Origin of the sequence: Deinococcus peraridilitoris DSM 19664, assembly GCF_000317835.1 — a bacterium.
GTDB classification, from domain to species: Bacteria; Deinococcota; Deinococci; order Deinococcales; family Deinococcaceae; genus Deinococcus_A; species Deinococcus_A peraridilitoris.
Window position 1 is genome coordinate 3748032 of the sequence record NC_019793.1, and the last position, 23215, is coordinate 3771246.

Annotated in this window: 20 protein-coding genes; 6 read left to right on the forward strand and 14 right to left on the reverse strand. The window is 65.6% G+C overall.

Annotated elements, in window-relative coordinates:
- Positions 1-61 precede the first annotated feature (61 nt).
- The 4 genes from DEIPE_RS18100 to lnt all read right to left on the reverse strand — a co-directional run bounded on the left by DEIPE_RS18100 (position 62) and on the right by lnt (position 4026).
- Positions 62-604: a GerMN domain-containing protein gene (locus DEIPE_RS18100; protein WP_015237429.1), complete on the reverse strand. Its 543-nt coding sequence runs from the start codon at positions 602-604 to the stop codon at positions 62-64.
- A complete protein-coding gene (locus DEIPE_RS18105) occupies positions 601-1947 on the reverse strand; it encodes an N-acetylmuramoyl-L-alanine amidase (RefSeq protein ID WP_015237430.1) in 1347 nt (448 codons plus the stop codon). The genes DEIPE_RS18100 and DEIPE_RS18105 overlap by 4 nt, the downstream gene beginning before the upstream one ends.
- Positions 1944-2366, reverse strand: coding sequence for an SsrA-binding protein SmpB (smpB, locus tag DEIPE_RS18110; protein WP_015237431.1), 423 nt, complete (start codon positions 2364-2366; stop codon positions 1944-1946). Before smpB ends, DEIPE_RS18105 begins: the two co-directional genes overlap by 4 nt.
- Positions 2367-2586: 220 nt before the next feature.
- Positions 2587-4026 (reverse strand): apolipoprotein N-acyltransferase, encoded by a 1440-nt coding sequence (lnt, locus tag DEIPE_RS18115; RefSeq protein WP_015237432.1) that lies wholly within the window; start codon positions 4024-4026, stop codon positions 2587-2589.
- A 116-nt stretch (positions 4027-4142) separates the two neighbouring features.
- Here lnt and DEIPE_RS18120 point away from each other — a divergent pair, with 116 nt between their 5' ends.
- Together DEIPE_RS18120 and DEIPE_RS22525 are read left to right on the forward strand one after the other, a co-directional pair.
- Positions 4143-4850, forward strand: coding sequence for a metallophosphoesterase family protein (locus DEIPE_RS18120; RefSeq protein WP_015237433.1), 708 nt, complete (start codon positions 4143-4145; stop codon positions 4848-4850).
- A 52-nt stretch (positions 4851-4902) separates the two neighbouring features.
- Positions 4903-7236, forward strand: coding sequence for a putative bifunctional diguanylate cyclase/phosphodiesterase (locus tag DEIPE_RS22525; protein WP_015237434.1), 2334 nt, complete (start codon positions 4903-4905; stop codon positions 7234-7236).
- Positions 7237-7269: 33 nt separating this feature from the next.
- Here the strand turns inward: DEIPE_RS22525 and DEIPE_RS18130 are convergent, their stop codons facing one another.
- The 8 genes from DEIPE_RS18130 to DEIPE_RS18165 all read right to left on the reverse strand — a co-directional run bounded on the left by DEIPE_RS18130 (position 7270) and on the right by DEIPE_RS18165 (position 15653).
- Positions 7270-8421 (reverse strand): alanine--glyoxylate aminotransferase family protein, encoded by a 1152-nt coding sequence (locus DEIPE_RS18130; RefSeq protein WP_015237435.1) that lies wholly within the window; start codon positions 8419-8421, stop codon positions 7270-7272.
- Between the two features lie 81 nt (positions 8422-8502).
- A complete protein-coding gene (locus DEIPE_RS18135) occupies positions 8503-9606 on the reverse strand; it encodes an acetate/propionate family kinase (protein WP_015237436.1) in 1104 nt (367 codons plus the stop codon).
- Between the two features lie 61 nt (positions 9607-9667).
- Positions 9668-10516: an MBL fold metallo-hydrolase gene (locus DEIPE_RS18140; protein ID WP_015237437.1), complete on the reverse strand. Its 849-nt coding sequence runs from the start codon at positions 10514-10516 to the stop codon at positions 9668-9670.
- Between the two features lie 40 nt (positions 10517-10556).
- On the reverse strand, positions 10557-11846 hold the full coding sequence (locus DEIPE_RS18145; protein ID WP_015237438.1) for a deoxyguanosinetriphosphate triphosphohydrolase family protein: 1290 nt from the start codon (positions 11844-11846) through the stop codon (positions 10557-10559).
- Positions 11847-11932: 86 nt separating this feature from the next.
- Entirely contained in the window at positions 11933-12739 is an 807-nt protein-coding gene (trpA, locus tag DEIPE_RS18150; protein WP_015237439.1) for a tryptophan synthase subunit alpha, read from the reverse strand.
- Positions 12736-14007: a tryptophan synthase subunit beta gene (trpB, locus tag DEIPE_RS18155; RefSeq protein ID WP_052326743.1), complete on the reverse strand. Its 1272-nt coding sequence runs from the start codon at positions 14005-14007 to the stop codon at positions 12736-12738. Before trpB ends, trpA begins: the two co-directional genes overlap by 4 nt.
- Positions 14008-14020: 13 nt before the next feature.
- Positions 14021-14923 carry a tRNA glutamyl-Q(34) synthetase GluQRS gene (gluQRS, locus tag DEIPE_RS18160; protein WP_015237441.1) on the reverse strand — a complete coding sequence of 301 codons (903 nt, stop codon included), beginning with the start codon at positions 14921-14923 and terminating at the stop codon, positions 14021-14023.
- The gene (locus DEIPE_RS18165; RefSeq protein WP_015237442.1) at positions 14916-15653 is read right to left on the reverse strand and encodes a hypothetical protein; all 738 of its coding nucleotides are present in this window, start codon (positions 15651-15653) and stop codon (positions 14916-14918) included. The genes gluQRS and DEIPE_RS18165 overlap by 8 nt, the downstream gene beginning before the upstream one ends.
- A 70-nt stretch (positions 15654-15723) precedes the next feature.
- Between DEIPE_RS18165 and DEIPE_RS18170 the strand changes: the two genes are divergently transcribed.
- Positions 15724-17142, forward strand: coding sequence for an alpha-amylase family glycosyl hydrolase (locus DEIPE_RS18170; RefSeq protein ID WP_015237443.1), 1419 nt, complete (start codon positions 15724-15726; stop codon positions 17140-17142).
- Positions 17143-17214: 72 nt separating this feature from the next.
- On the opposite strand, the gene DEIPE_RS18175 is transcribed toward DEIPE_RS18170, so the two are convergent.
- Positions 17215-18453 (reverse strand): S8 family peptidase, encoded by a 1239-nt coding sequence (locus DEIPE_RS18175; protein WP_015237444.1) that lies wholly within the window; start codon positions 18451-18453, stop codon positions 17215-17217.
- Positions 18454-18744: 291 nt separating this feature from the next.
- Here DEIPE_RS18175 and DEIPE_RS18180 point away from each other — a divergent pair, with 291 nt between their 5' ends.
- Entirely contained in the window at positions 18745-19734 is a 990-nt protein-coding gene (locus DEIPE_RS18180) for a dipeptidase (protein ID WP_041231736.1), read from the forward strand.
- A 59-nt stretch (positions 19735-19793) separates the two neighbouring features.
- Entirely contained in the window at positions 19794-21644 is a 1851-nt protein-coding gene (uvrC, locus tag DEIPE_RS18185) for an excinuclease ABC subunit UvrC (RefSeq protein ID WP_015237446.1), read from the forward strand.
- A gap of 97 nt (positions 21645-21741) precedes the next feature.
- Here uvrC and miaA read toward each other — a convergent pair whose 3' ends face one another.
- Positions 21742-22755, reverse strand: coding sequence for a tRNA (adenosine(37)-N6)-dimethylallyltransferase MiaA (miaA, locus tag DEIPE_RS18190; protein ID WP_015237447.1), 1014 nt, complete (start codon positions 22753-22755; stop codon positions 21742-21744).
- 37 nt (positions 22756-22792) lie between these two features.
- Between miaA and DEIPE_RS18195 the strand changes: the two genes are divergently transcribed.
- Entirely contained in the window at positions 22793-23185 is a 393-nt protein-coding gene (locus tag DEIPE_RS18195) for an Hsp20/alpha crystallin family protein (RefSeq protein ID WP_015237448.1), read from the forward strand.
- The last annotated feature ends 30 nt before the right edge of the window (positions 23186-23215 follow it).

The window sequence follows — 23215 nt, forward strand, 5'->3', positions numbered from 1 at the left end:
TGGGTGCGCGCCGCCCGATCAGGCGGCGCCCATCAGCGTTCGCGCGCTGGTCCTGCCCTTCTCATAGCTTGCAATCATCCTTGGTGAACGGTGCGCGCAGATCCAGGTGACCGAGGAGGGTTTCAGCGTTCTTGCCGTTCACCAGAAAGGTCACGTCGCGCGCTCCGCGCAAATCGAGCAGGGTATTGGCCACACTGCACACCAGCATGTTCTCGCCGCTGGTTCCGTAGTTGAGGCGGCTGTAGGCCTGAGGCAGATCGACATAGAGATGCTCGCCGCGCACCCACACCTGCGGCGTGTCGCCCTCGGGCAGCGTGCGCAGACCATCGCCGGTAGGACCGGCCTGCAGTGCCTCCAGGGCTGCCTGCGCCACCCGCTGCAGCGAATTCCCGGTCACCTGGAGGGTCCGCTGTTCGGTTTGAAAGCCCTGCACCTGCGGATCGCTGAAATAAAGCAGCACGTTGACATCCTGACGCTTGGCGGGCGCGCCGTACTGCGGCACTTCGGGCACGGCGAGCGGTTTGTTCACCTCATGATATGCCAGTGCACTGAGGGCCAGGACAATCAGGCCGAAAAAATTGAAGGGGGTCAGCAGCGACCTCATGAGCGTCCTCCGGCACGTGCCGCCAGATAACTGGCCACGCTGCGTGCCAGCGCGGTGGCGAGCTCCCGGCGCCGGGCCTCGCTGGTCAGACGGGCGACATCCGCGTCACTGCCGGCCCAGCCCAGTTCAAGCAGCATCGCGGCATGCGGGGCTTCGCGCAGCAGGTACACCCGGCTCAGCTGCGCACTTTTGCTGGGCAGATTCAGCGCCTTGATCTCACCCTGCAGCAACTGCGCGAGCCGGCGGTTGTCACCGCTGCCACCCACCGCCAGCGAGGCAAGCGCGCTCTGCTCGCTTGAGGAGCGCACGTTGTCGATCAAGGCCGCGCCGCTCGCGCCGCTGCCCTCGAACAGCGTCAAGCCACGCGCACCGGGCGCGGGAAAGCGCGCGACGTCGAGACTGAGAAAAACGTCGCTCTGACGCGCCAGGCGCGCGCGCTCTGCCAGGCTGGCCTCTCCCCTTCCAGTGCGGGTGAGACGTACCTGCCAGCCGGCACGGGTCAGTTGCGCGGCAGCTTCACGGGCCAGTTCGAGCGCCACATCACCGAGGCGGTCCCCGTTTGGCTGCGCCACCGGATCGAGAACGATCAGCGGCTTGCGCCGCCGCGCCGCCAGTTCGGGAGTTCCAGCCTCAATGCCGGGGCCGACATCGAGAATCAGCCGGCTCGCTCGTGCCTCGCCAGCGCGGTAAAGCCGGTACCCGTGCCCGAGGGCCAGGGGCGCGCTCAGCAGCAGATCGTTGGCACGTCTCGAGACACGCACGCGCGGCAGAAACTGTCCGCGCGTGCTGTACGTGCGCTCGTCGCCGACCGTTCCCGGCAGGACGATCTGCAGCTCGCTTCCCACCACCCGGGCCTGATAGCGCACGTCGCGGTTCAGGTCGAGCACCAGGCGGTCGACGTTCTTGCCCGCCCGCGATGAGACGCCACCCAGTCGTGGAGCGGGCAGGCTGAAGTTGCCCGGCGTGTACTCGGCCCCCAAGCCCGTGGCCAGCGTGGCAAGAGGCAGATAGAGACTGCCGTCGATCAGCGTCGCAGTGCGGGCCTGAATGCGCCGGACATCGATTTGTACCGTATTGTCTTCGCGCGCGGCGCGCGCCTGATCAGGATCGATCGGCAGCAGCATCACCCGGTCAAAGGCCTCGACGCGCACGAAGTCGCCGCTGCGCGCCACTTTCAGGTAGGCGCCGAGCGTGTCGCTGCGGGCGAATTCGGTGCCGTGCAGGGTGATCGACGGTGCGGTCTTGCCGAGGAAACTGAAACGCGTCACGTTGAACTGGGCGCCGGCGAGCCCGGCGGCAATCAGGCAACCCAGCGCCAGCATGCGGCCCGTGAGGACTTTCATGCGTCGCGCATCTCCCGCCGGGCGTCGCGCTCCGATTCACTGCGTCGCTTGTCGTGCAGTTTCTTGCCGCGCGCGACGGCCAGCTCGATTTTGAAGTGCCGACCCTTTTCGTACAGCCGAACGGGCACCAGGGTCAGGCCGGTCTGGCTCAGCGTCCGTTCGAGCTTGCGGATCTCTTCGCGCTTCAGCAACAGTCGCCGTTTGCGCCGGGGTTCATGGTTGTTGTACGACGCCTGGGTGTAGGGCGGAATGTAGAGCCCTTCCAGTTCGACGTTGTGTCCTTCGACGCGCGCGTAGGCGTCCCGGAAGTCGACCCCCCCGGCCCGTACGCTCTTGACTTCGCTGCCCGTCAGCGCGATACCTGCCTCGAAGCGCTCCAGCAGTTCGTATTCGTAATGGGCGCGTCGGTTGGTATACACGCGGGCATTCTAGCAGGGCTCTCAGGTCGCGCACAGATTGGCTAAGTGAAATTATTCACGATAAGCCGGACTTGTGATAATTCTACCACGCAGCTGCAGGCGAGGACTTACTGTTCAGGAGAAAAATCGAAGACCGCACGAACAGGGCCGTCGGGTTCGGCATGTCACAAGAAGGCGAAGGCCCTCACCGAAATCCGCCGGGCCTCCCGGGTTCTTCTGCTTACCGGGGCGCCCGCCCGGCCAAGCGGTCGACCAGCACGCTTGCCAGCAGGCCCAGAACACACAACGCCAGCACTGGCCCATTCCCAAAGCGCACGAACGGCGTCGTGCCCCTGAGATACTGGAAGCGGGCGTGCAGTGCTTCTTCTCCAGGGCCACTGAAGCGCTGGCGAACCCGACCTCGCTCGTCGACGACTGCCGCCACGCCCAGATTAACCGAACGCATGACGTAGCGGCGGGTTTCGATGGCGCGCAGACGACCCATCTGAAAATGCTGCTCGACGCCCAGACTCTCGTCGTACCAGCCGTCGTTCGAGACGTTGACGAGCACCTCGGCGCCCGCTCCCACCAGACCCCGCGTCACGCCCGGAAACACGCTGTCATAGCAGATGTACGTGCCGTAAGCGTGCGGGCCGAGCGGCAACGGCGTCGCCGCACGCCCAGGATTGGGCGGATTGAAAGGCACACCCAGCAGCCGCGACCAGATCCAGGCGTACGCCGGGCGCAGCGGCTCACGCCAGGGATAGAACTCACCAAAGGGCACGAGCTGCATCTTGTCGTACTCGCCCAGAATCGCTCCGTTCCAGCTGACGGCACTGTTGCGCTGCGGAAACCCGACTCCGGTGATCATCTCGCGCCGGGGCAACAACGTGCGCTGGTCGAAGTCGGGATGCACGAACACGGCCGTTTCCGACCACACCAGCACTTCACCCGGATCGATCTGGCGGCTCAGGCGCATTTGGGCTTCGAACTGTGACTCGAATGAGCTGCCCGCGCCTTTGGCCTTTTCGAACGAGTTCACGTTGGTGCGCAGCAGCAGTGCCCGTCCCGGCTCGCCGGTCAGCTCGGGACGCGTGAGGCCGTACGCCACGGCCGCGCTCCAGACCACCACAGCGCCCAGCAGTGGCCGCGTGTGCCCGCGCAGCGCCAGGGCCAGCACCGCGGCGGTGGTGCTCACGAGCAGGCTGAGCAGCAGCACCCCACCCAGGTCGGCGATCTGGACGACCGGCAAGGGCAGCAGCGTATACCCGACAGTTCCCCAGGGAAAGGCAATCTGGCCCAGGTGCCTGAGCCACTCCAGCACCACCCACAGAAAGGCCAGCAGCCACAGGCGCGTTTCGGTCCGACTGCCGAGACGCCAGCTGGCCCACCCCAACACGCCCCAGAAAAACGCTTCCAGGGCATAGAGCGGCACGAACATCAACACCCCGAAGATGCCGAATCCGGTGCCGAAACTTTGCGGCAGCCAGTACAACGTCAGGGTAAAAAAGGCCAGCCCCGCCCAGAACAGACGCGCCGCCGCGCCGCGCGAGGTCGGGGCACCAGCGGCGAAGGCGAACAGGACGCCCAGCACGACGGGGGTCAGAAAACTCCAGGCAAAGGGAATTCCGCAGGCAGCGAGCAAGGCGCCCAGCGCAAGGGCAATAAGGGCGGACGGCACCCGTTCACTCTATCCCCGGAAACTGAGAGGCCCAAGTCGTCGTCGGGGCAACGTGCGGACTCAGCCACGGTGGACGGTTCTGTAGTACGCTGAAGGCGAAAAGCAATGAGGAATTTGTGAGACTGGCCTTTCTGAGTGACATCCATGGCAACATCCACGCGCTCAGCGCGGTGCAGCGCTTTCTCGACGAACAAAAGGTCGAGTCGGTGTTCATTCTCGGCGACCTGGTCGGTTACGGTGCCAGCCCCGGACCTGTCATCGACCTGGTGCAGCGCGCCGGGTGGGTCACGGCCCTGGGCTCCAGCGACGCTCGCGCCGCGTTCGACTTCGCGGCGCGTGGCGAACGTGGCGGGGTGGCAGAACAGACACTCGCCTGGACCCGGACCATGCTCACCGACGAACAGATGGAATTCCTGCGCCGTCTGCCCGCCGGGGGGCGCATCATGACCAAGATGGGCCGGGTGCGTTATTTTCACGGCAGCCCGCACGACCCCGATTCCCGAATCGATTTGATGGCCGACGACCGCGAACTGCAGGGTGTCCTCGAAAATCTGGGCGCCAAGGTCGTCGTCTGCGGCGGGACCCACGTGCCTTACTTTCGCAAAGTCGACGGGGGGATCTTTATCGATCCGGGCTCGGTGGGCCTGTCGCTCAACCATGAACCCGGCGCGGACGTGGCCTTGCTCGAAATCACCAACAAGGACGTGAGCGTCAAACTCCACAAAGTACCCTACGACGTTCATGCGGCCGCTTTCGACATCGTGGCCTGGAACCTGCCCCCCGTGATCGCCGAGGTCATCCGTTCGGGCCACATGGCCAGCTGACGCTCACGCGTCTTGTTCATGTACTCAGAAGACATTCACCTATACTCAGGTCATGGCCGTCGTGCGGGCAAAGTCGCAACGTCAACAAGGCGACTCGCCACACGCGCGGACGCTGTTTCTCGCCCTGATGCTCTTTACGGTCACACTCACCGTCTGGATGCTGAGCGGTGCGCCGCCTGCGGAACATCGACATTCGCTGGGTTACCTGCTGTACCTGCCGGTGTGCGCACTGAGCGCCGGCCTGCTGCTGAAAGCCGCGAAGCGCTTGGAACATCCCGGGGCCCGCGGCTGGTTGTTGCTGGGCGCGGGTGTGGTGTGCTGGGGACTGGGTGAAGCGACCTACGGAATCATCGACGCGGTATGGCAACTGCCCGTCTTTCCCTCGCCTGCCGATCTGTTTTACCTGAGCTTTTTTCCGCTCTTCATGCTGGGTCTGTTTTCCTTTCCCCGCGAACCGCTGACCAGGCCACAGTTGGTCGGGTTCCTGCTCGACGTGGCGATTGCAGTCACGGTCATCGCCAACATCATCTGGCACGCTTCCGAACTGCCCGCCACACTCGCGGGCAACGTCGACAACCCGCTGGCCTGGGTCCTGAGCCTCGCTTACCCACTGTCCGACCTGTTGCTGGCCGCGGTTCTGCTGGTCACCGCGTTGTGGCGACCGCGCGGGCTGTCGCGTCTGCAGCTGCTGTTGCTGACGGCCGGGACGCTGATGTTTCTCGGGGCCGATCTGGCCTACGGATACCTCGAAAGCAAAGCGCTTTACCAGGAATGGGGCGCGGTTGATGTGTTCTGGTTGTGGGGTCTGGCGTTGTTCGGCTGGGCAGGGCACCTGGCGCCCGGTTCGCGCCACGCCAAAACGGCGGAGCCATCGCCCACGCAGTCGCGCGAGCGCGCCCGGTCATTGCGCGAAATGCTGCCGCCCACCGCCATTCTCGCTTCCTTCGGAGCATTCCTGGTGTTGCAGATGACAGGCCCCCGGGACACCAACTTCGAAGCGGGCCTCACCGCCGTGGTACTGCTGGTGCTGTGCCGGCAGGTTGCAGGAGTGTTCGAGCGCCAGAGCCTCTCCGCCGATCTGTTCCGGCGCGACCGTTACGACGACCTGACCGGCCTTCCCCGGCGCGCAGCACTGCTCACCCACCTGACGCAGGCCATTCGCGGCGCGCAGCGCGACCGTCACCTGGTAGCGGTAATGTATGTAGACCTCGACCGGATGAAGCACGTCAACGACTGGTACGGCCACGCTCAGGGCGACGTGGTCATCCAGGCCATGGCGCAGCGCTTCGGACAGCTGGTGCGGCAGGGTGACCTGGTGGCCCGCTTCGGCGGAGACGAATTCGTGGTGGTACTGCACAACCTGACCGGTGCGCCCGACGTCAGACTGATCGCCGAACGTTTTCTGCAGAGCATCGCGCAGCCCCTCACGCTCAACGAGGACCAGCTGTATCTCACGGCCAGCATCGGAATTTCGATGTGCCCGCAAGATGCCGGCGACGCCGAGCTGGCCCTGCACAACGCCTATCTCGCCGTCGAGCAGGCCAAACAGCAGGGCAAGAACCGCATCCGTTTCTACGAAGAGAACCTCACGCAGTCGCTCGTTCATCGTGGTCAGCTCGAAAGCCACCTGCGCCACGCCCTGCAGCACGAAGGGCTTTCCGTGCACTATCAACCGCTGCAGCAGCTGAGCAGCGGCAGGATTGCCGGATTCGAGGCCCTGATTCGCTGGACTTCTTCCACACTTGGTGTGGTTTCGCCTGCCTCGATCATTCCCCTGGCCGAAGAGCGAGGCCTGATCATTCCGCTGGGAGAGTGGGTGCTGGAGCGCTCGCTGCGTCAGATCAAGCGTTGGCGTGAGTCGATGCACGACGAGGTGTACGTGTCGGTGAATGTCTCGGCCCTGCAGTTCAGTCAGGCCGGCTTCGTCGCAACCGTCGAAGGAATGCTGGCCGACGCGCAGTTGCCCGGCAGCGCGTTGATGCTGGAACTGACCGAAAGCAGCCTGGTGGAAAACATCGAGAGCTCTACTCAGACCATCAACGCTCTTCGGAATCTGGGAGTGCGGGTGGCCCTGGACGACTTCGGCACCGGCTACTCCTCGTTGAGTTACCTGCGTCAGCTGCCAGTGGATGTCCTCAAGATCGACCGCTCGTTTGTACAGTCGATCGACGACGGTGGAAAAGCGTTTGTCCGGGCCATCACCACTTTGGCACACGATCTGCGTCTCACGGTCGTGGTCGAGGGAATCGAAGAGCGCGAACAGCTCGAAATGCTGGCGGAGCTCGGGTGCGACCTCGGACAGGGCTTTCTGATCGGCCGTCCGGCGCAGGCCGCCGAGATTGAACGTCATTACGACCTGCCCATCGAAGTGCTCGTGGGCGAGTAAGCCTGGCCGGCTCAAAGCCTCCGGGAACCGAGTTCAGGCGGAAAGCGGCTCACCCTGGAGGGCCGCCTCGAAACGGCGCACCAGACCGTGTGCGCCGAGCAGCGTTTCCAGGGCGACCATCAAGGCGCGGTAAGGCGCAGGGCGTGCCGCCTCGCCCATCAGGCCCAGCCGCCAGATGACGCCCGCAGTGGGGCCAAGCCCGCCCGTAACGCTGATGCCATGCGTGCGCAGGGCCTGACGGACAATCGTGTCGTCGAGTCCTTCGGGCAGGCGCAAGGCCAGCACGGTGGGCAGGCGCGCTTCCGGCTGCTTGACATAGTGACTGAATCCCAGTGGTTCCAGCGCGCTCACCACCGCGTAACCCAGTTGACGCACCCGCTCGGCGCGCGCTTCCAGACCTTCTTGCAGCGCGGCCCGCAGCGCGGCGTGCAGCGCGAAGTGAAGGTTGACGGGCACCGTGTGGTGGTAGGTGTGCTCGACCCAGTAGTCCCGCAGGCCCTCGAAGTCGCAGTACCACAGCGGGACAGGCGAGCGCCGGGCGCTGAAGCGCGCCAGTGCCCGTTCACTGACGGCAATGGGGGCCGTCCCCGGAGGTGCCGAAAGACACTTCTGCGAACCGGTGTAGGCATAATCGACGCCCCATTGCTCCATGCGGAACGGCTGCATCCCGGCCGTGGTGACCGCATCGACCGTCAGCAATACCCCGGCGTGACGCACGATCTCGGCAATTTCGGGAACCGGGTTGAGCACCCCGGTGCTCGTCTCGCCGTGTACCACCGCCACCATGCTGACGCCATCGATGTGCGCGGCCACGTCGGCGGGATTGATGCTCTCCCCCAGCGGCGCCGTGACCAGGCGGACGCGTGCGCCGTAACGTGCGGCCATCTCGGCCATGCGGCGGCCGAACGAGCCGTTGGCGCACACCAGCACCTCGTCACCACTCTCGACCAGGTTGGCAAAGCCCGCCTCCATTCCCAGGCTGCCCGTCCCGGCCACGAGCGCGGTAAAAGCTTCGGGCGCGGTACCGTACAAAACCCGCAGGTCAGCCTGGATTTCCGCATTGAGCGCGAAGAGTTCCGGGTCCATATGACCGATCATCGGGCGCATCAGGGCTTCGCGCGCGTCCGGATGGATGGGAGTCGGTCCGGGAGTCAGCAGCACGGGTTCAGGCAGGCTGGGGCGCATATTCCGTGCAGTGTAGCGTCCGGCTGCACGCGCCTGGAGCAAGTTGTTCACACCAGCACGCCCACGGTGCAGGTGCGCGCTTCAGATGCTCGCTGCGAGACACGCGACGGTCTGCCGGGCGATCTCCCCTTCCTCGTCGGTGGGAATCACCAGCGCGTGCGGGGGCGTCAGGGTGACTTGGGTGTCGCCCCGTTGGTTGGCGTCTTCATCGAGCTGAAACCCAAAAGCTTCCAGTCCGCGAATGACCTCCGAACGGGTCCAGGCGTCGTTTTCACCCACACCTCCGGTGAAGATCAGCGCGTCGATGCCGCCGAGAACGGCCACGTACGCGCCGACCTGCTGCCGCAGGCGGTACACCATCACCTGCAAGGCGAGTTCTGCGCGCTCGTGCGCTTCCTGACGTGCCCGGTGCAGATCACGCAGATCGTTTGACAGGCCACTGAGACCCAGCAGCCCACTTTCGCGGTTGAGAATAGCGCTGGCCCGCGCCGCTCCTTCGCGCTCCGCGAGCCACAGTGCCACGGCAGGATCGAGGTCGCCGCTGCGGGTGCCCATCACCAGCCCTTCGAGCGGGGTGAACCCCATGCTGGTATCGATCGACAGACCTCCACGCACGGCGCAGGCACTGGCGCCGTTTCCCAGGTGCAGGCTGACGAGCCGCAGTTCGCTCAACGGACGTTGAAGATGGCGGGCCGCTTCGCGCGTCACGTAGGCGTGGCTGGTGCCGTGAAAGCCGTAGCGGCGCACGCCGTGTTCCTCGTAAAGGGCATACGGCAAGGCGTACAGGTACGCTTCACGCGGCAGGGTCGCGTGAAAGGCGGTGTCGAAGACACCGACGTTGGGAATCCCGGGCAGCATCTCGAGCGCCGCGCGGATGCCCGCCAGCGCCGGTGGGTTGTGCAGTGGCGCGAGCGGCGTCATGGCCTCCAGCACCCGCAGCTCCGCGGCGTCGAGCCGGGTGGGCGCGCGAAAGCGCTCGCCCCCGTGCACCACGCGGTGACCGATCACCTTGATATCCCCCACGGGCAACTCGCTCACGACGCGCTTCAGGGCCGCGCGGTGGTCGGGGACGTCCGCTTCTCCGATCCGCTCGACAAGCCCTTTGTGCAGCACGCGCAGGTCGTCTGCGCCGAGAAGCTTGTACTTCAGGCTGCTCGAGCCGGCATTGAGTACGAGAACGCTCAAGGATGTCCTCCAGAAGACGACTTAGTGAATATATTCACGATAAGCAGGGCTCGTGAATTGTTTAGCTCCGGTCAACGGGTTCTGCCGTATAGCCGCCTTTCGGCGATTCTTTCAGGCGGGCGAACGGCCGGTGCGCGTCATGAGGCACGGCGATAATGGCGTTCTCGGCGGCCCAGCGCGGAAAGAACTGCTTACGCACCCCGAGCGTCGTCACCGGATACAGGTCGTAACCCATGATGTAGGGATACGGCAGGTGAGCGAAGGTGGGCAGCAGGTCTGCCGTGTACACCAGCGTCTCGCCTTCCGAGCGAAGCACCACGCCCTGCTGGCCCAGGTTATGACCGGGCAACGGGATTACGCTGAGGCCGGGAAGCAGCTCGGCTTCCCCTTCGACGATTTCGAAGAGGCCGGCTCGCTCGACGGGCTCGATGTACTCGCTCAGATAGCTCGCGCGGTTGCGCTCGTGGGAATGCGTCGCGTCGTACAGATCCTGTGCCTGCACCACGTAGGCGGCGCGCGGAAAGGTCGGCGTGCCGTCGACCGTGACGTTACGCCCGGCATGATCGAAATGCAGGTGGGTGTTGATGACCAGATCAATATCGCCGGGAGTCAGGCCGAGGGCGTGCAAGCCGTCGAAAACCGTCTCGTCGCGCTCGACGGCGTACAGCGCTTCGAACTTGTCACCACCGCGGTCCCAGAAGCCGGTTTCGATCAGCACGTTGCGTCCGCCAAGCTGAATCAGCAACGGGTTGATGCGCAGCTGGATGCGGTTGTGCTCGTCGGGCGGCGCGACCTTCTGCCACAGCGCCCGGGGCACCACCCCGAACATCGCGCCGCCGTCCAGCCGGAAGCGGCCATCGGTGAGCGAGGTGACGCGCGCCTGACCAATTTTGAGGGAGTGAAGCCACATGCGCCGAGCCTAGCATTCACCGTCCACCGTCGCCGCGTGCTCAGAGCGGCGCGAAGGGAGACGACTGGCGCGCCGAGAACAGGCGTTCGTGGTACTGACCGGCCTGCGCGTCGGTCATATCGGCAATGAAATCACAGACCATGCGGGCCCGGGCGCGCTCGGACACCGTGTCCTGGAGTGCCGAGCGCATCGCAGGCGGCAACACGGCCGCGCGGATGTCCTCCAGATCGCCCAGCGCCGTTTCAAGGAGCAACTCGAACAGGTCGCGCACAATTCGCACTGCCTGGCGGGCCTGCACGCCCGTGCGCTGGTCACGCAGCACCAGCTCCTGCGTGATGGCCTTCAGGATGGTGCATTCCTGGCGGTCCTCGTCGGGCACCAGCAACGCGAAGTCAAAGCTGCTCTGCGCCACGTGGCCACCTTCCGTCAGGGGTGCCACACGCGTTCCGGTGACAAAGCGGTGCACATACGAAGCGCCCACCTCGCGCACCCGGGCGGTGCTGGGGGCGGCACTCCAGCCGTCGTCGAGACGCGACCACAGCGAGTGCAGCACGTGCAGCACCAGATCGTCGCTCAGGGCCGGGTCGCTTCTTCGGGCACGCCGCGCGACGCGCTCCACCACCTCGCGTGAACGCAGTGAATGCGCGCTCAAGAGCTGCGAGGTCAGGCTGTCCTCCAGGTCGTGCAGCGAGTAGGCGATGTCATCGGCCCAGTCCATGATCTGGCAGATCACGCTGCGCGACGGCGTGTGGCGCTGCGCCTCGGACACCCCAGCGTACAGCCAGTGGGTATAGTCATCGGCGTCGTCCTCGTACAGGGCCGGCAGACCGTGATGACCGCCCGGATACTTCAGTACCCCCAGCAGCGTGGCGCGCGTGACGTTCACGCCCGGGTGTCGGGTGGTCAGCGGTTCCAGGCGGGTCAGAATGCGCACCGTCTGCGCGTTGCCCTCGAAGCCGCCGTAGGGAGCCATGCAGGCGGCCAGGGCGTCCTCGCCGTTGTGACCGAACGGTGGGTGCCCGAGGTCGTGGGCCAGTGCGGCCGCCTCGGCCAGGCTGCCGGGCAAGCCGTGATTGCTGGCCAACGCACGAGCGATCTGCGCTACTTCCATGGCATGGGTTACCCGCGTGCGCAGGTAGCCCGACCAGCCCGCCGCGAAAATCTGACTCTTGCCCTGCAGACGCCGAAAGGCCGCGCTGTGGACGATGCGCGCCCGGTCGCGTTCGTACGGATCGCGCAGGTCGCCTTCGGCAGCCGCTTCGGTGGCAAACCGCCGCTCGGTGTCGTGCGCGTTGAACCAGTCGTAAGCAGTGGGCGCCAGAGAAGTCATGAGGGAAGTCTAGAGGGTGCGCAGGCTGTCAGGTCAGGAAAAAGCTGAAGCCATCTCCAGAGATGAACGGTGCAGCCAACCGCGCTTCAGGCGCCGCGCACGCAACCAGCGCGGATTTCCCGCGCCAGCTCGCCCACACCACCGGGCTGCCGGGCTGCGGTCACCAGCGCGCTGCCCACCACCACACCGTCTGCCACGCGCGCCACGGCCTGGGCGGACGCGCGGTCCGCGACCCCGAAGCCCACCGCGATCGGCTTGTCAGTGAAGCGGCGTGCCAGCTCCAGCATGGCCGGAACCTCGTGCAGGGCGCTGCCCGAACGCGCGCCTGTCACGCCCGTGACGCTCACGGCATACAGAAAACCGGTGGTGGCACCCGCGACCAGCTCAATGCGCTCGGGCGTGCTGGTCGGGGCAATCAGAAAGGTCAGGCGCAGACCGTGGGCGGCGGCCAGCTCGCGCAGCTCGTGCGCCTCGTCGGGTGGCAGGTCGGGCAGAATGAGGCCGTCCACCCCGGCTGCCACGGCTTCGCGCACGAAGCGCTCCTCGCCCCAGGCCAGGATCGGGTTGTAGTAGGTCATGATGACAAGCGGTTTGTCGGTGACGCTGCGCAGCGAGCGGGCCGCCTCGAACGTCCGCGCGATGGTGGCGCCCCCCCGCAGCGCGACTTCGCTGGCCTGCTGAATGGTCGGGCCGTCTCCCAGCGGGTCGGAGTACGGCAGACCGATTTCGAGCAGATCGGCGTGGGCCAGCAGCGTGCGCGCTTCGCGCTGAAAGGCGGCCTGGTCCGGGTAATCGGCAGGCAGGTAGCCGATGAACGCGGCGCGTCCTTCGGCCTGTGCGGCGTCAAACGCACTCTGGATGCGGTTCTGGGCACTGTTCTGGGTGGCGGTCATGCGAGTCTGGCCTCCCGCTCGACTTCCTGAATTGCTTCACGGCTTTCCAGGTCGAGTTCGCGCTGCAGCAGGCGCATCGCTTCGGTCACATCCTTGTCGCCACGGCCCGAAAGGTTCACGACGATGATCTGGTCGGCTGGCATCTGGGGCGCGAGCTTCATGACGTGGGCGATGGCGTGCGCGGTTTCGAGGGCCGGGATGATCCCCTCGGACCGTGTGAAGGTTTTGAAGGCGGCGAGCGCCTCGTCGTCGGTGACGGGCACGTACTCGGCGAGCCCGTAGCGCGCGTAAAAGCTGTGCTCGGGTCCGATGCCCGGGTAATCGAGACCCGCCGAGATGCTGTGCGCCGGCACGATCTGACCGTTCTCGTCAAAGAGCAGGTACATCTTGGCGCCGTGCAGCACGCCGACTTTGCCGCCACCGACGCTGGCGGCGTGGCGACCGCTCTCCAGGCCCTCGCCTGCCGCCTCGACACCGATCAGCCGTGGGCGTTGCTCTTCGGGCAGGTAAGCAAACGGCGCGAAGATACCGATGGCGTTGCTTCCCCCGCCCACGCAGGCGACCACCGCGTCGGGCACGTCGCGTCCTTCGCGTTCGAGCAGCTGCCGGCGCGTCTCCTCACCGATCACGCTCTGAAAGTCACGCACCATCGCCGGGTACGGATGCGGACCGACAACGCTGCCGAGGATGTAGAAGCTGTCACGCACGTTGGTGACCCAGTCGCGGATCGCTTCGTTGGTGGCGTCTTTCAGGGTGGCCGTGCCGCTGGTCACTTCACGCACCTCGGCGCCCAGCAGCTTCATCCGGAAAACGTTGAGGCTCTGGCGGCGGATGTCCTCGGCGCCCATGTACACGACACACTGCAGCCCGAACAGCGCGCAAGCAGTCGCGGTGGCCACGCCGTGCTGACCGGCGCCGGTCTCGGCGATAATTCGCCGTTTACCCATGCGACGCGCCAGCAGGGCCTGACCGATGGTGTTGTTGATCTTGTGCGCGCCGGTGTGGTTGAGGTCTTCGCGCTTGAAGTAAATCTTCGCGCCGCCCAGTTGCCGGGTCAGGTTTCGGGCCAGGTAAAGGGTGCTGGGGCGGCCTACGAATTCGCGCAGGTAGTCACCCAGGTCACGGAGAAATTCGGGATCGGTCCGGGCAGCTTCATACGCTGCGGCCAGATCGTCGAGGGCAGGAATCAGGGTTTCCGGCACGTATCGCCCGCCGAACTCGGCGAAGCGCCCACGCGCGTCCGGTTGCGGATAACGCGGCAAAGTCATAAGTGCTTTCAGGCTAGCGCTCACCCGGATGGAGAATCCCTTCATTTTTAGACAAGCGGTCTAAGTTTCGCGCATATGGCGTGAGCAGCTCAGCGGCGCTCACCTCGGCGGGAACGTCCCACCCCAGGGAACGCGCCAGGGACGCAAGCACCCGCTCCGGACGCTCGCCGGCCTCGCGCAACTCCGCCACGCTGGGAGCGCCGCCCCGCTTTGCCAGTCGCTGACCCCGGTAGTCAGTCATCAGGGGCACGTGCAGGTAGCGTGGCGAAGTAAAGCCCAAGGCCTGCTGCAACGCCACATGCCGCGGCGTGCTGGGCCACAGGTCCTCGCCACGCACGACGTCCGTGACGCCCTGCTCTGCGTCATCCACCACCACGGCCAGATGGTAGGCGTAGGCGCCATCGGCACGGAGCAGCACAAAATCGCCGATGTCCGAACTCAGCGACTGGCACAGCGTGCCAAGCCGCGAATCGTGCGCGCAGACCACGCCGTCGGGCGCGCGCCAGCGCACGGCCGCTCCCGGGGAGGGCGGCAATCCAGCCGGGCGGCACGTGCCCGGATACACGGCTTCGGTCCCGTGAGGCGCACTGACAGCCTCGGCGATCTGACGGCGGGTACACTGACAGCGGTAGGTATCGAGCCTGCCAAGCGCCGCCGCGTACCTTTCGCGCCGCTCGCTTTGCACCACCTCGGCGTCCCAGGTCAGGCCGAGCCAGGCCAGATCCCGCCGGGTCAGGTCGTAGGCCCAGGGACGCGTGCGGCCCACATCGAGGTCTTCAAACCGCAGGAGGTGCCTCCCTCCAAGCGCACGGGTGTGCAGCCAGGCCAGCAGCGCGGTTCGTGCGTTCCCGAGGTGCATGACGCCGGTCGGGCTGGGTGCGAAGCGGCCAGTGCGCGCTGCCCGGAGGTCAGACATCGCGTCCCTCGCCCGTCATGGCCTGCAGCGGATCGCGTCCGTTCCAGCTTCCGCGGCTGGCAAGCACCTCGAAGCGCGCGAACAGTTCTTCGCGGTACCAGCGTTCCCGCCGGGTGCGCGCGATGACCGTGCGGTGTTCCCCGTCAGCGTACGCAAAACGGCGCATGCTGGCCGCGTCCCGCCACAGACTGAAGGTCGCCTGACGCAGCAGCGGCGCCTCGCCGACGCCCAGAGCCGCCAGCAGACCGGGTTGCGCATGCAGTGCTCGCTGCGAAGCGGGCACCGCCTGCCAGAAGGCACGCAGCTTACTGGGCCGGAGAGTGGCGCGGGTGAGCACTGCCACGGGCGCGGAGGGCGCGGGCACGCCCCCTGGCGTGCCCGCGCCGAAAGGTAGAGCCCCGTCCCACGCGCCATGCCACTGGACCGGGCGCATGATGACCGTGTAACTTTCCGCCAGCAGCGGAAACTCGCGGCGGTGAAACAGGCTGTGCTCGAACTGCTCGAACGCGGCCCGGTCCTGCCAGACCGCGAAACGGGCCCAACGAAGCGGGTCGGCGCTCAGCGTCAGGTCACCGCCACGCCCAGTGCCCAGCAGGCGCACGAAGCGCAGTCCCGGCACATGGCGCAGGTGGCGACCGTCCAGGGCCATCTTGCGCCAGCCATGCCACCAGCTACGCGCCTGAAAGCGGTTGATGGTGAGGCTGACCACCAGTCCGGCACGTTCGCTCACGCCCGCATTGTACGCCCCGGTGCGTCGGACTCCCGAGCCCGCCCGCTCAGGTGAGGTGTACAGTACCCGTATGCAACGAGTGCTGGCGCTGGCCGCGCTGATGGCCATGAGCGGGGGAAACGCCGTGTCATGGCGCGGCGAAATCATTTATCAAGTCATGCCCGACCGTTTCTTCAACGGCGACAAGGCCAACGACGGCGTCGTCCGCCGTGACGACCCGAAGGCCTGGCACGGCGGCGACCTGACCGGACTGATCCAGAAGCTGCCCTACATTCGTGAGCTCGGCGCGACCAGCGTCTGGCTCACCCCGGTGTACGAACAGATGCCTGGCACGTTTGATGGGGCCACCGGCTATCACGGGTACTGGCCGCAGAATTTCCGCAACGTCGATTCGCGTTTCGGTACGCTCGATGACTTTCGCGCGTTCACCCGCGCCGCGCACGGAGCGGGCATGAAAGTGGTGCTCGATCAGGTCGTCAACCACTTCGGGTACACCGCACCTTTCGTGCGCCAGAATCCAGGATGGTTCAACGATCCGTCCTCCTGCGCCGGCAAGGGAGACAACGACGTGTTCTGCCCGATTTTCGGTTTGCCTGACCTGGCGCAACAGCAGCCGGAGGTGCGCCGGTTTCTCTTTGAAAATGCCGACTTCTGGCGTCGCCTCGGCGTGGACGGCTTTCGCTATGACGCGATCAAGCACGTGCCGCGAGATTTTCTGCGCGAGCTGCTCAGCCGCGATGCCAGCGCGAATACCTTTACCCTCGGCGAGTACTTCGACGCCGATCCGGGCATTGTGGCCGAGTACCAGCAGCTGGGCTTTCGCTCGCTGTTCAATTTTGCGCTGCAGGGCGCCATGCGTCAGAGCATCATGAGCGGTCAGGGTCTTGACGGCGTGCGGGCCATGCTGGAACGTCAGGACGAGATTCCCGAGCCGGATCAGGTCGCACTCTTTCTGGACAATCACGATGTGCCTCGTTTTGCCAACGGCACCCCATTCGAGGATGTGGGCCGCGAACGCACCGTCTACGGCGTCCGCGCCCTCATGACGCTGCGCGGCATTCCGGTGATCTGGCAGGGCACCGAAATCGCCATGCGCGGCGGAGGCGATCCCGACAACCGCCGCGACATGCGCTTCTCGGACGTATGGACCCCGGACGAGCGGGCGGTATACGAGGCGGTCAAGGGGGCCATCGCCACCCGCAAAAGCAGTTCGGCGCTGTCAGTGGGAAACCTGAAGCTGCTCGCCACGCCGGCGCGTCTGGCAAGCGATCTGCTGCTGTTCACGCGTGAAAACGGTCAGCAGCGCGTGCTGGTGGCCTGGCACAACGGACGTGAGCGGCGCACGGTGGCCCTGCGCAGCACCGTGGCCGCCCGAATTTCCGCACTGCGCGGCGACCTGTTCGGTCAGGATGCCAAGCTGAGCGTTCAGGGTGGCGTGGTGTACCTGTCGCTGCCTCCTCGGACGGCAGTCGCCTTCGAACTCGATTGAGCGCTGGCCATGAGGCAGCGAAACCGGTCCTTGGCGGCAAGGACCGGTTTCGCTGTTGCTACTCAGCAAAAATCAGAGGCCGGGGGTATAGAGCAGGCGGTTGGGGCTGCCGTTCACGCCGCTCAGCACGTTCGCGGTGGACTGGTTGATGATGGTGCTGCGCACGGTGCTGGGCGAAGCGCCGGTATTGCCGGACAGGTACAGCGCGGCCGCGCCGGCCACGTGCGGGCTCGCCATGCTCGTTCCGCTGATGGTGTTGGTGGCGGTGTCCGAGGTGTGCCAGGTGCTGGTGATCGAGCTGCCCGGCGCGAAGAGTTCCACGCACGACCCGTAGTTGCTGAAGCTGCTGCGGGCGTCGCTGCTCGTGCTGCTGGCCACCGTGATAACCCCGCTGGCACGCGCCGGCGAGACGTTGCAGGCGTTCTGGTTCTCGTTGCCGGCGGCCACCACGACCGTCACGCCGGAATTCCACAGGTTGTTGGTGGCGGTGTCGAGGCTGCTCGAAGCGCCACCTCCCAGGCTCATGTTCGCCACGCTGGCGCCACGGCGGTTGGTGCGAATCCAGTCGAGGCCGGCGATGATGCCGGATGTCGCGCCGCTGCCGTTGCAGTCGAGCACGCGCACGGCGACGAGCGAGACGCTCTTGGCCACTCCGTGGGTACTGCCGCCGACGGTGCCCGCCACGTGCGTTCCGTGGCCGTTGCAGTCACTCGATCCACGGCCGTCGTTGATGGCCGTGTAGCCGGCGCGGGCCCGTCCACCGAACTGCGTGTGGGTCGTGCGGATGCCGGTGTCGACAACGTAGGCGGTGACGCCCGAGCCGGTGCGGTTATAGACGTACGTGCCGTTGAGCGGCATGTTGCGCTGGTCGATGCGGTCAAGGCCCCAGGTAGCGTTCGACTGGGTCGCCTGTGTGCCGATTCCGCCTTCACCCTGAGGAACCACCCGCATGACCTGATCCTGCTCGATGTACGCGACCCGCGCGTCACGGCGCAGTTTTTCGAGGGCCTCACCCTTGAGCTGCGCGGCAAACCCCTGAAAGGCGGCCGAGTAGACGTGCCGGACCTGCGCGTCGGCAGAGCTGAGGCCGAGCGCACCGAGCAGTGAGGCAGTGGTCTGTGCGCTGACGCCTCCACTGACGAGCGAGCCGTCTTTGAGCGCCACGATGTACTGTCCGGGAATCGTCTCGCCGTCGGCGTACAGGGGCGCAAGGCCGGCATCTGCCTGGGTACTGTGGGGAGTCGGGGTCGTACCGCAGGCGGCGAGAGTCAGCGCCAGGCCGATGCTCAGGGCGAACTTGGGAAATTGCACGAGGGTGTCCTCCGAAAACAGTCTGAAAGGGCTTGAGGAACGCTGGGATTCGGCGGCCCGACGTTCACGCATTTGGAAGTGCCGTCGGAACCTGATGAGGCGGCGCCTCACACGGTCGGAACTGAATTGTGGGTGATCACCGAGGCTCATCTAAACCGTTGGCCCATGGGCGCAGCGAGCGAATTTTTAACACCTGCCGTGACATTAAGTTTGCATAAAGTCGCCGTGAGAACCACCCTCCGTTCTTTCGTCGTTGCGCGTGCATGTTCGTGCCGTATGCTGGGCCGCATCATGATCGTGGACGCACACCTCGACCTCGCCTACAACGCCATGCTCGGCCGCGACCTCACGCTTTCTTTGGGCGCCTTGCGCGAACAGGACCCGCTCACGGATCGGGCGACGGTGACCTTCGAAACCCTGCGGCGTGGCGGGGTAGGGTTGTGCCTGGGTACCCTCTTCGCCATGCCCCAGGACGCGGCGCACCCCTGGGGGTACGAGGACTGGCAGGGTGCCCGCGCACAGGCCCAGCGGCAGCTCGAGCAGTACCTGCGCTGGCAGGACCACGGGCACGTGGTGTTGCTCACCAGCGGTCAAGAGGTCGTGGAGCACGCGCGCCGCTGGAGTGCAGACACCTCGCCGCTGGGCGTCGTGCTGCTGATGGAAGGCGCCGATCCACTGCGCGCGGCAGATGACCTGCCGTACTGGGCCGGCGCCGGTGTTCGCGTCATCGGCCCGGCCTGGAAACGCACCCGCTTCGCCGGAGGCACCGGCGAAAGTGGCGGGCTGACCGAGCGCGGCGAGGACCTGATGGTGGCCATGCGCGAACTTGGGGTGATCCTCGACGCCTCGCACCTGGCCGAAGAGGCGTTCTGGCAGGCCATCAACCTGCAGCCCAAAGTGATCGCGTCGCACAGCAATGCCCGCGCGATCGTTCCGACCGACCGGCACCTGAGCGCCGACATGCTGCGCGCGGTCGCACAGCTCGGCGGGGTTACGGGCTGCGTGCTGTTCAACAAGTTCCTGAGGGCCGGTTGGGAGCGCGGGGACGCGCGCCTCCCCCTGGAGCTCGTCGGTGAAATGCTGCATCATCTTGCGCAAGAAGTGGGCTGGGACAAGGTCGGGCTGGGCTCGGACCTCGACGGGGGATTCGGCGTGCACGAGCTGCCTCGCGGGCTCGAAAGTGCTGCCGACCTGCCCCGCCTGGCGCAGTTGCTGCCCGACGAACACCGCGAGCAGGTCATGGGTGGAAACTGGTTGAAGTGGCTCGGCGCGCAGTTGTGAACAAAGAATTCCCGCTCACCTTATGGTTGCCGTTTCGTCCCTGACGTAAAATTGAGGCAATGCAGTTCGACGACCTTCCGGTTCTTCCCACGCACAGCGGCGTGTACATTTTTCGTGGTGCGTCCGGCGCAGCGATCTACATCGGTAAGGCAAACAACCTGCGCAGCCGGGTGTTTTCGCATTTCAAGGCGGGCGGCAAGTCGGGCAGGTTTACCCGCGAGGCAGCCGCGCTGGAATTCATCACCGTGCGCAACGAGGTCGAAGCGCTGGTGCTGGAAGCCAACCTCATCAAGCAGCACCGGCCGCATTACAACGTGCTGCTCAAGGACGACAAGCACTATCCATTCCTGAAGCTCACCAGCGAGACTTATCCCATGTTGGTGGTCACGCGGCGCGTGGTGAACGACGGCGGCAGTTACTACGGCCCTTACCCGGACGCGGCAGCCGTGCGGCGGGTCAAGAATCTGATTGACACGATGTTCCCGCTGCGCAAGAACAGCGGTCTGCCGATGCAGCGCAAGCCGCGGCCCTGTCTGAACTACCACATGGGCCGCTGCCTGGCGCCCTGCATCGGGGCCGCCGATCTGCCCGAGTACGGCGCCGTGGTCGAGGACGTCAAGGCATTGCTGGAAGGCCGTGCGGCGCCGGTTATCGCGCGCCTGCGTGACACCATGAAGGACGCGGCGGTCAAGCAGGACTTCGAGCAGGCCGCACGCGTCCGCGACCGGCTGCAGGCAGTCGAGAAACTGTTCGGGAATGAACAGGTGGCGATGCAGGTAAGCGCGGAGGACCTCGATTTTCTGGGTTTCGCGGCGGCCGGTGAATACGCGATGGTTCAGCTTTTCCGCATGCGCGGCGGACGGGTCGTCGGGCGGGACAAGCGCTTCTTGTCGGGCGCGGCCGAAAGTGAACCGAGCGAAATCATCGGTGCCTTCGTGCAGGATTACTACACCCAGGCAACGCATGTTCCACCACTGATTCTGATTCCAGCCGAATTCGAGGACGCCGCCCTGTGGAGCGCGTTTCTCTCGGAACGGGCCGAGCGCCGCATTGAACTGCGCATGCCTCAGCGCGGCGACAAGGTCGATCTGGTCGACATGGCGCAACGCAATGCCCAGATGGGTCTGGAGTCCGAGCTGATGAGCCTGGAAAAGCGTGGTGACCACCCGGGGCTGGAGGCGCTGCGCGAAGTGCTGGCGCTGCCCGAACGGCCCTGGCGCATCGAAGGGTACGACAACTCGAACCTTTTCGGAACCAACATCGTGTCCGGGATGGTGGTGTTCGAGGGCGGCCGCGCGAGGCGGGGGGAGCATCGCCGTTTCAAGGTCCAGGGCCTCGATCATCCGGACGACTACCAGGCCATGCGGCAGACCATCACGCGACGCTTCACGGGAAGTCTGGCCGACAAGCTGCCCCTGCCCGATCTGGTATTGATCGACGGTGGGCGGGGGCAGCTCAATGCGGCGCTGGACGCGATGAAGGACGCCGGCGTGCAGATTCCGGTGATCGGCCTCGCCAAGCGCGAGGAGCGCATCGTTTTGCCGTCGGTGTATGGCGCGCAATGGTGGCTCACGGGGGGCAGCGAGGTCGGGCGTGAGCGGGAACTGCTGCTGCCTCACACCCACCCGGCCCTGCGCACGCTGATCGGTGTGCGTGACGAGGTGCACAACTACGCGGTGTCCTATCACCGCAAGCTGCGCGGTGACAGCATGCTGCGCAGCGTCTTCGACGAACTGCCGGGCATCGGCAAAAAGCGGCAGGACGCCTTGCTCGAACACTTCACCAGCCTCGAAGACCTGGGGGCAGCGAGCGTGGAACAGATCGCGCGGGTACCGGGAATGAATCTGGTCGCGGCGCGCGCGGTCAAGTCGTTTCTGGAAAGCCGACAAGCGGCTGACAGTACCCGATAGGCGACCTGAAGTTCAGGGGAAGGGGTATTGCTTCTCGCCTCAGAAAACACCCGATAGCTAGTGAAGTATTTCACGATAAGCGGGGCTCGTGAATTTTTTAGTGCCCATATACTTCGTCCAGTCGGTGTTCGGCGGCAAGGTCATCCGGCAACAGTTCACTTCGAAGCTGCGTGCGAATCCAGGTGAGCTGCCGCTTGGCGTATGCCCGTGTCGCGGCGACAACCGCGGCCCGGGTTTCGTCCAAAGAACGTTCTCCACGCAGGTGCGCCGCGACCTCCTTGTACCCGATGGCCTGCCAGGCCGTCGTGGGTCGGTCGGTCAGCGGTGCACTCTCCAGAAGTTCGCGAACTTCTTCGACCAGGCCCTGGCGGAACATGGCGTCAACGCGCGCCACAATCCGGGCGTCAAGCAGCTCGGCGGGCGGTGCGAAGGCAACGATCTGGTAGGTGAAGGTCGGGATGGTTCTGCCAAACTGGGAGGGAAAGCGACCCGTGCGGCGGTAGACTTCCAAGCTACGCACCACCCGGCGTGGATTGCGCTGCAACCGCTCTACTTCTCCCGGCTGCACCGAGGCAATTTCAGCGATCAGCGCGTCGAGTCCCCGTTCGTCGAGTTCCCGTTCGATCGTGCGCTGCACTTCCAAGTCGGCACGCGGGGTGGTGGGCAGGCCGCTCAGCAGCGCGGAGAGGTAAAAGCCGGTACCGCCCACCACCAGTGGGACGGCGCCGCGCCGCCGGATGTCCGCGATGGCCGCCTCGGCGTCACGCACGAACTGCGCTACATCGTACTCCTGTCGGGAATCACGAATGTCGATCAGATGGTGCCTGACCTGTGCACGCTCCCGCAGCGTCGGCTTTGCGGTGCCGATGTCCATTCCCCGGTAGACCAGAAAGGCATCCGCCGACACCACCTCCAGACCGTGGCGCCGGGCAAGCCGCAAGGACAGCCCGGTTTTTCCGGCCGCCGTGGGGGCCGTAAGGACGCAGATCGGCGCGGTTACGGACGCCTCCCCGAGCGGGGCCAACCGATGGAAAGCCGCTTTGGAAGGCACGTCACAGGCGTCATTGTAGCGAGGCGCGATAAGGTAAGAGTATGAACGCCTGCCGTGCATTCGTCCCTTGCCCCCAGCTCATCACACAGGTCACGCCATGAGCGGAGGCTCCGAACCCGTTCTGCGACGGATCAATTCGCTGATGCAACTGCGCCAGGAAGTCGAGGCCCTTTCGCATGGCGCACCCTGGGCGCCCCCGGCCGACTGGCTGGAAACCGACACCGAACTGCTGCTGATCATGGACGTTCCCGGCGTTGAAAGTGACGCCTTCGAACTGATCGAGGAAGAAAACACCGTGGTTGTGCGCGGTCAACGGCCACCGCCCGAGACCGACGGCTCGTTCTTGAGCGTCGAACGTCCTCAGGGCAGCTTTCAGCGCACGTTCAGCTTTCCGGTGGAGACCGTGCCGGGCACCGGGCAGGCGCAGCTGCGCGCCGGGGTTCTGGTCATCCGCTTCGAGAAACGTCACAAGATCATCGACCACGAATAAGCAGAAATCCGGGCCAGGGCCCGGATTTCT

What these genes read in the sequence shown, in the direction of transcription:
- DEIPE_RS18100 (WP_015237429.1), bottom strand. Translation starts at nt 604, where the DNA reads ATGAGGTCGCTGCTGACCCCCTTCAATTTTTTCGGCCTGATTGTCCTG.
- DEIPE_RS18105 (WP_015237430.1), bottom strand. Translation starts at nt 1,947, where the DNA reads ATGAAAGTCCTCACGGGCCGCATGCTGGCGCTGGGTTGCCTGATTGCC.
- DEIPE_RS22525 (WP_015237434.1), top strand. Translation starts at nt 4,903, where the DNA reads ATGGCCGTCGTGCGGGCAAAGTCGCAACGTCAACAAGGCGACTCGCCA.
- DEIPE_RS18130 (WP_015237435.1), bottom strand. Translation starts at nt 8,421, where the DNA reads ATGCGCCCCAGCCTGCCTGAACCCGTGCTGCTGACTCCCGGACCGACT.
- DEIPE_RS18140 (WP_015237437.1), bottom strand. Translation starts at nt 10,516, where the DNA reads ATGTGGCTTCACTCCCTCAAAATTGGTCAGGCGCGCGTCACCTCGCTC.
- DEIPE_RS18145 (WP_015237438.1), bottom strand. Translation starts at nt 11,846, where the DNA reads ATGACTTCTCTGGCGCCCACTGCTTACGACTGGTTCAACGCGCACGAC.
- trpA (WP_015237439.1), bottom strand. Translation starts at nt 12,739, where the DNA reads ATGACCGCCACCCAGAACAGTGCCCAGAACCGCATCCAGAGTGCGTTT.
- trpB (WP_052326743.1), bottom strand. Translation starts at nt 14,007, where the DNA reads ATGACTTTGCCGCGTTATCCGCAACCGGACGCGCGTGGGCGCTTCGCC.
- gluQRS (WP_015237441.1), bottom strand. Translation starts at nt 14,923, where the DNA reads ATGTCTGACCTCCGGGCAGCGCGCACTGGCCGCTTCGCACCCAGCCCG.
- DEIPE_RS18170 (WP_015237443.1), top strand. Translation starts at nt 15,724, where the DNA reads ATGCAACGAGTGCTGGCGCTGGCCGCGCTGATGGCCATGAGCGGGGGA.
- DEIPE_RS18180 (WP_041231736.1), top strand. Translation starts at nt 18,745, where the DNA reads ATGATCGTGGACGCACACCTCGACCTCGCCTACAACGCCATGCTCGGC.
- uvrC (WP_015237446.1), top strand. Translation starts at nt 19,794, where the DNA reads ATGCAGTTCGACGACCTTCCGGTTCTTCCCACGCACAGCGGCGTGTAC.
- miaA (WP_015237447.1), bottom strand. Translation starts at nt 22,755, where the DNA reads ATGCACGGCAGGCGTTCATACTCTTACCTTATCGCGCCTCGCTACAAT.
- DEIPE_RS18195 (WP_015237448.1), top strand. Translation starts at nt 22,793, where the DNA reads ATGAGCGGAGGCTCCGAACCCGTTCTGCGACGGATCAATTCGCTGATG.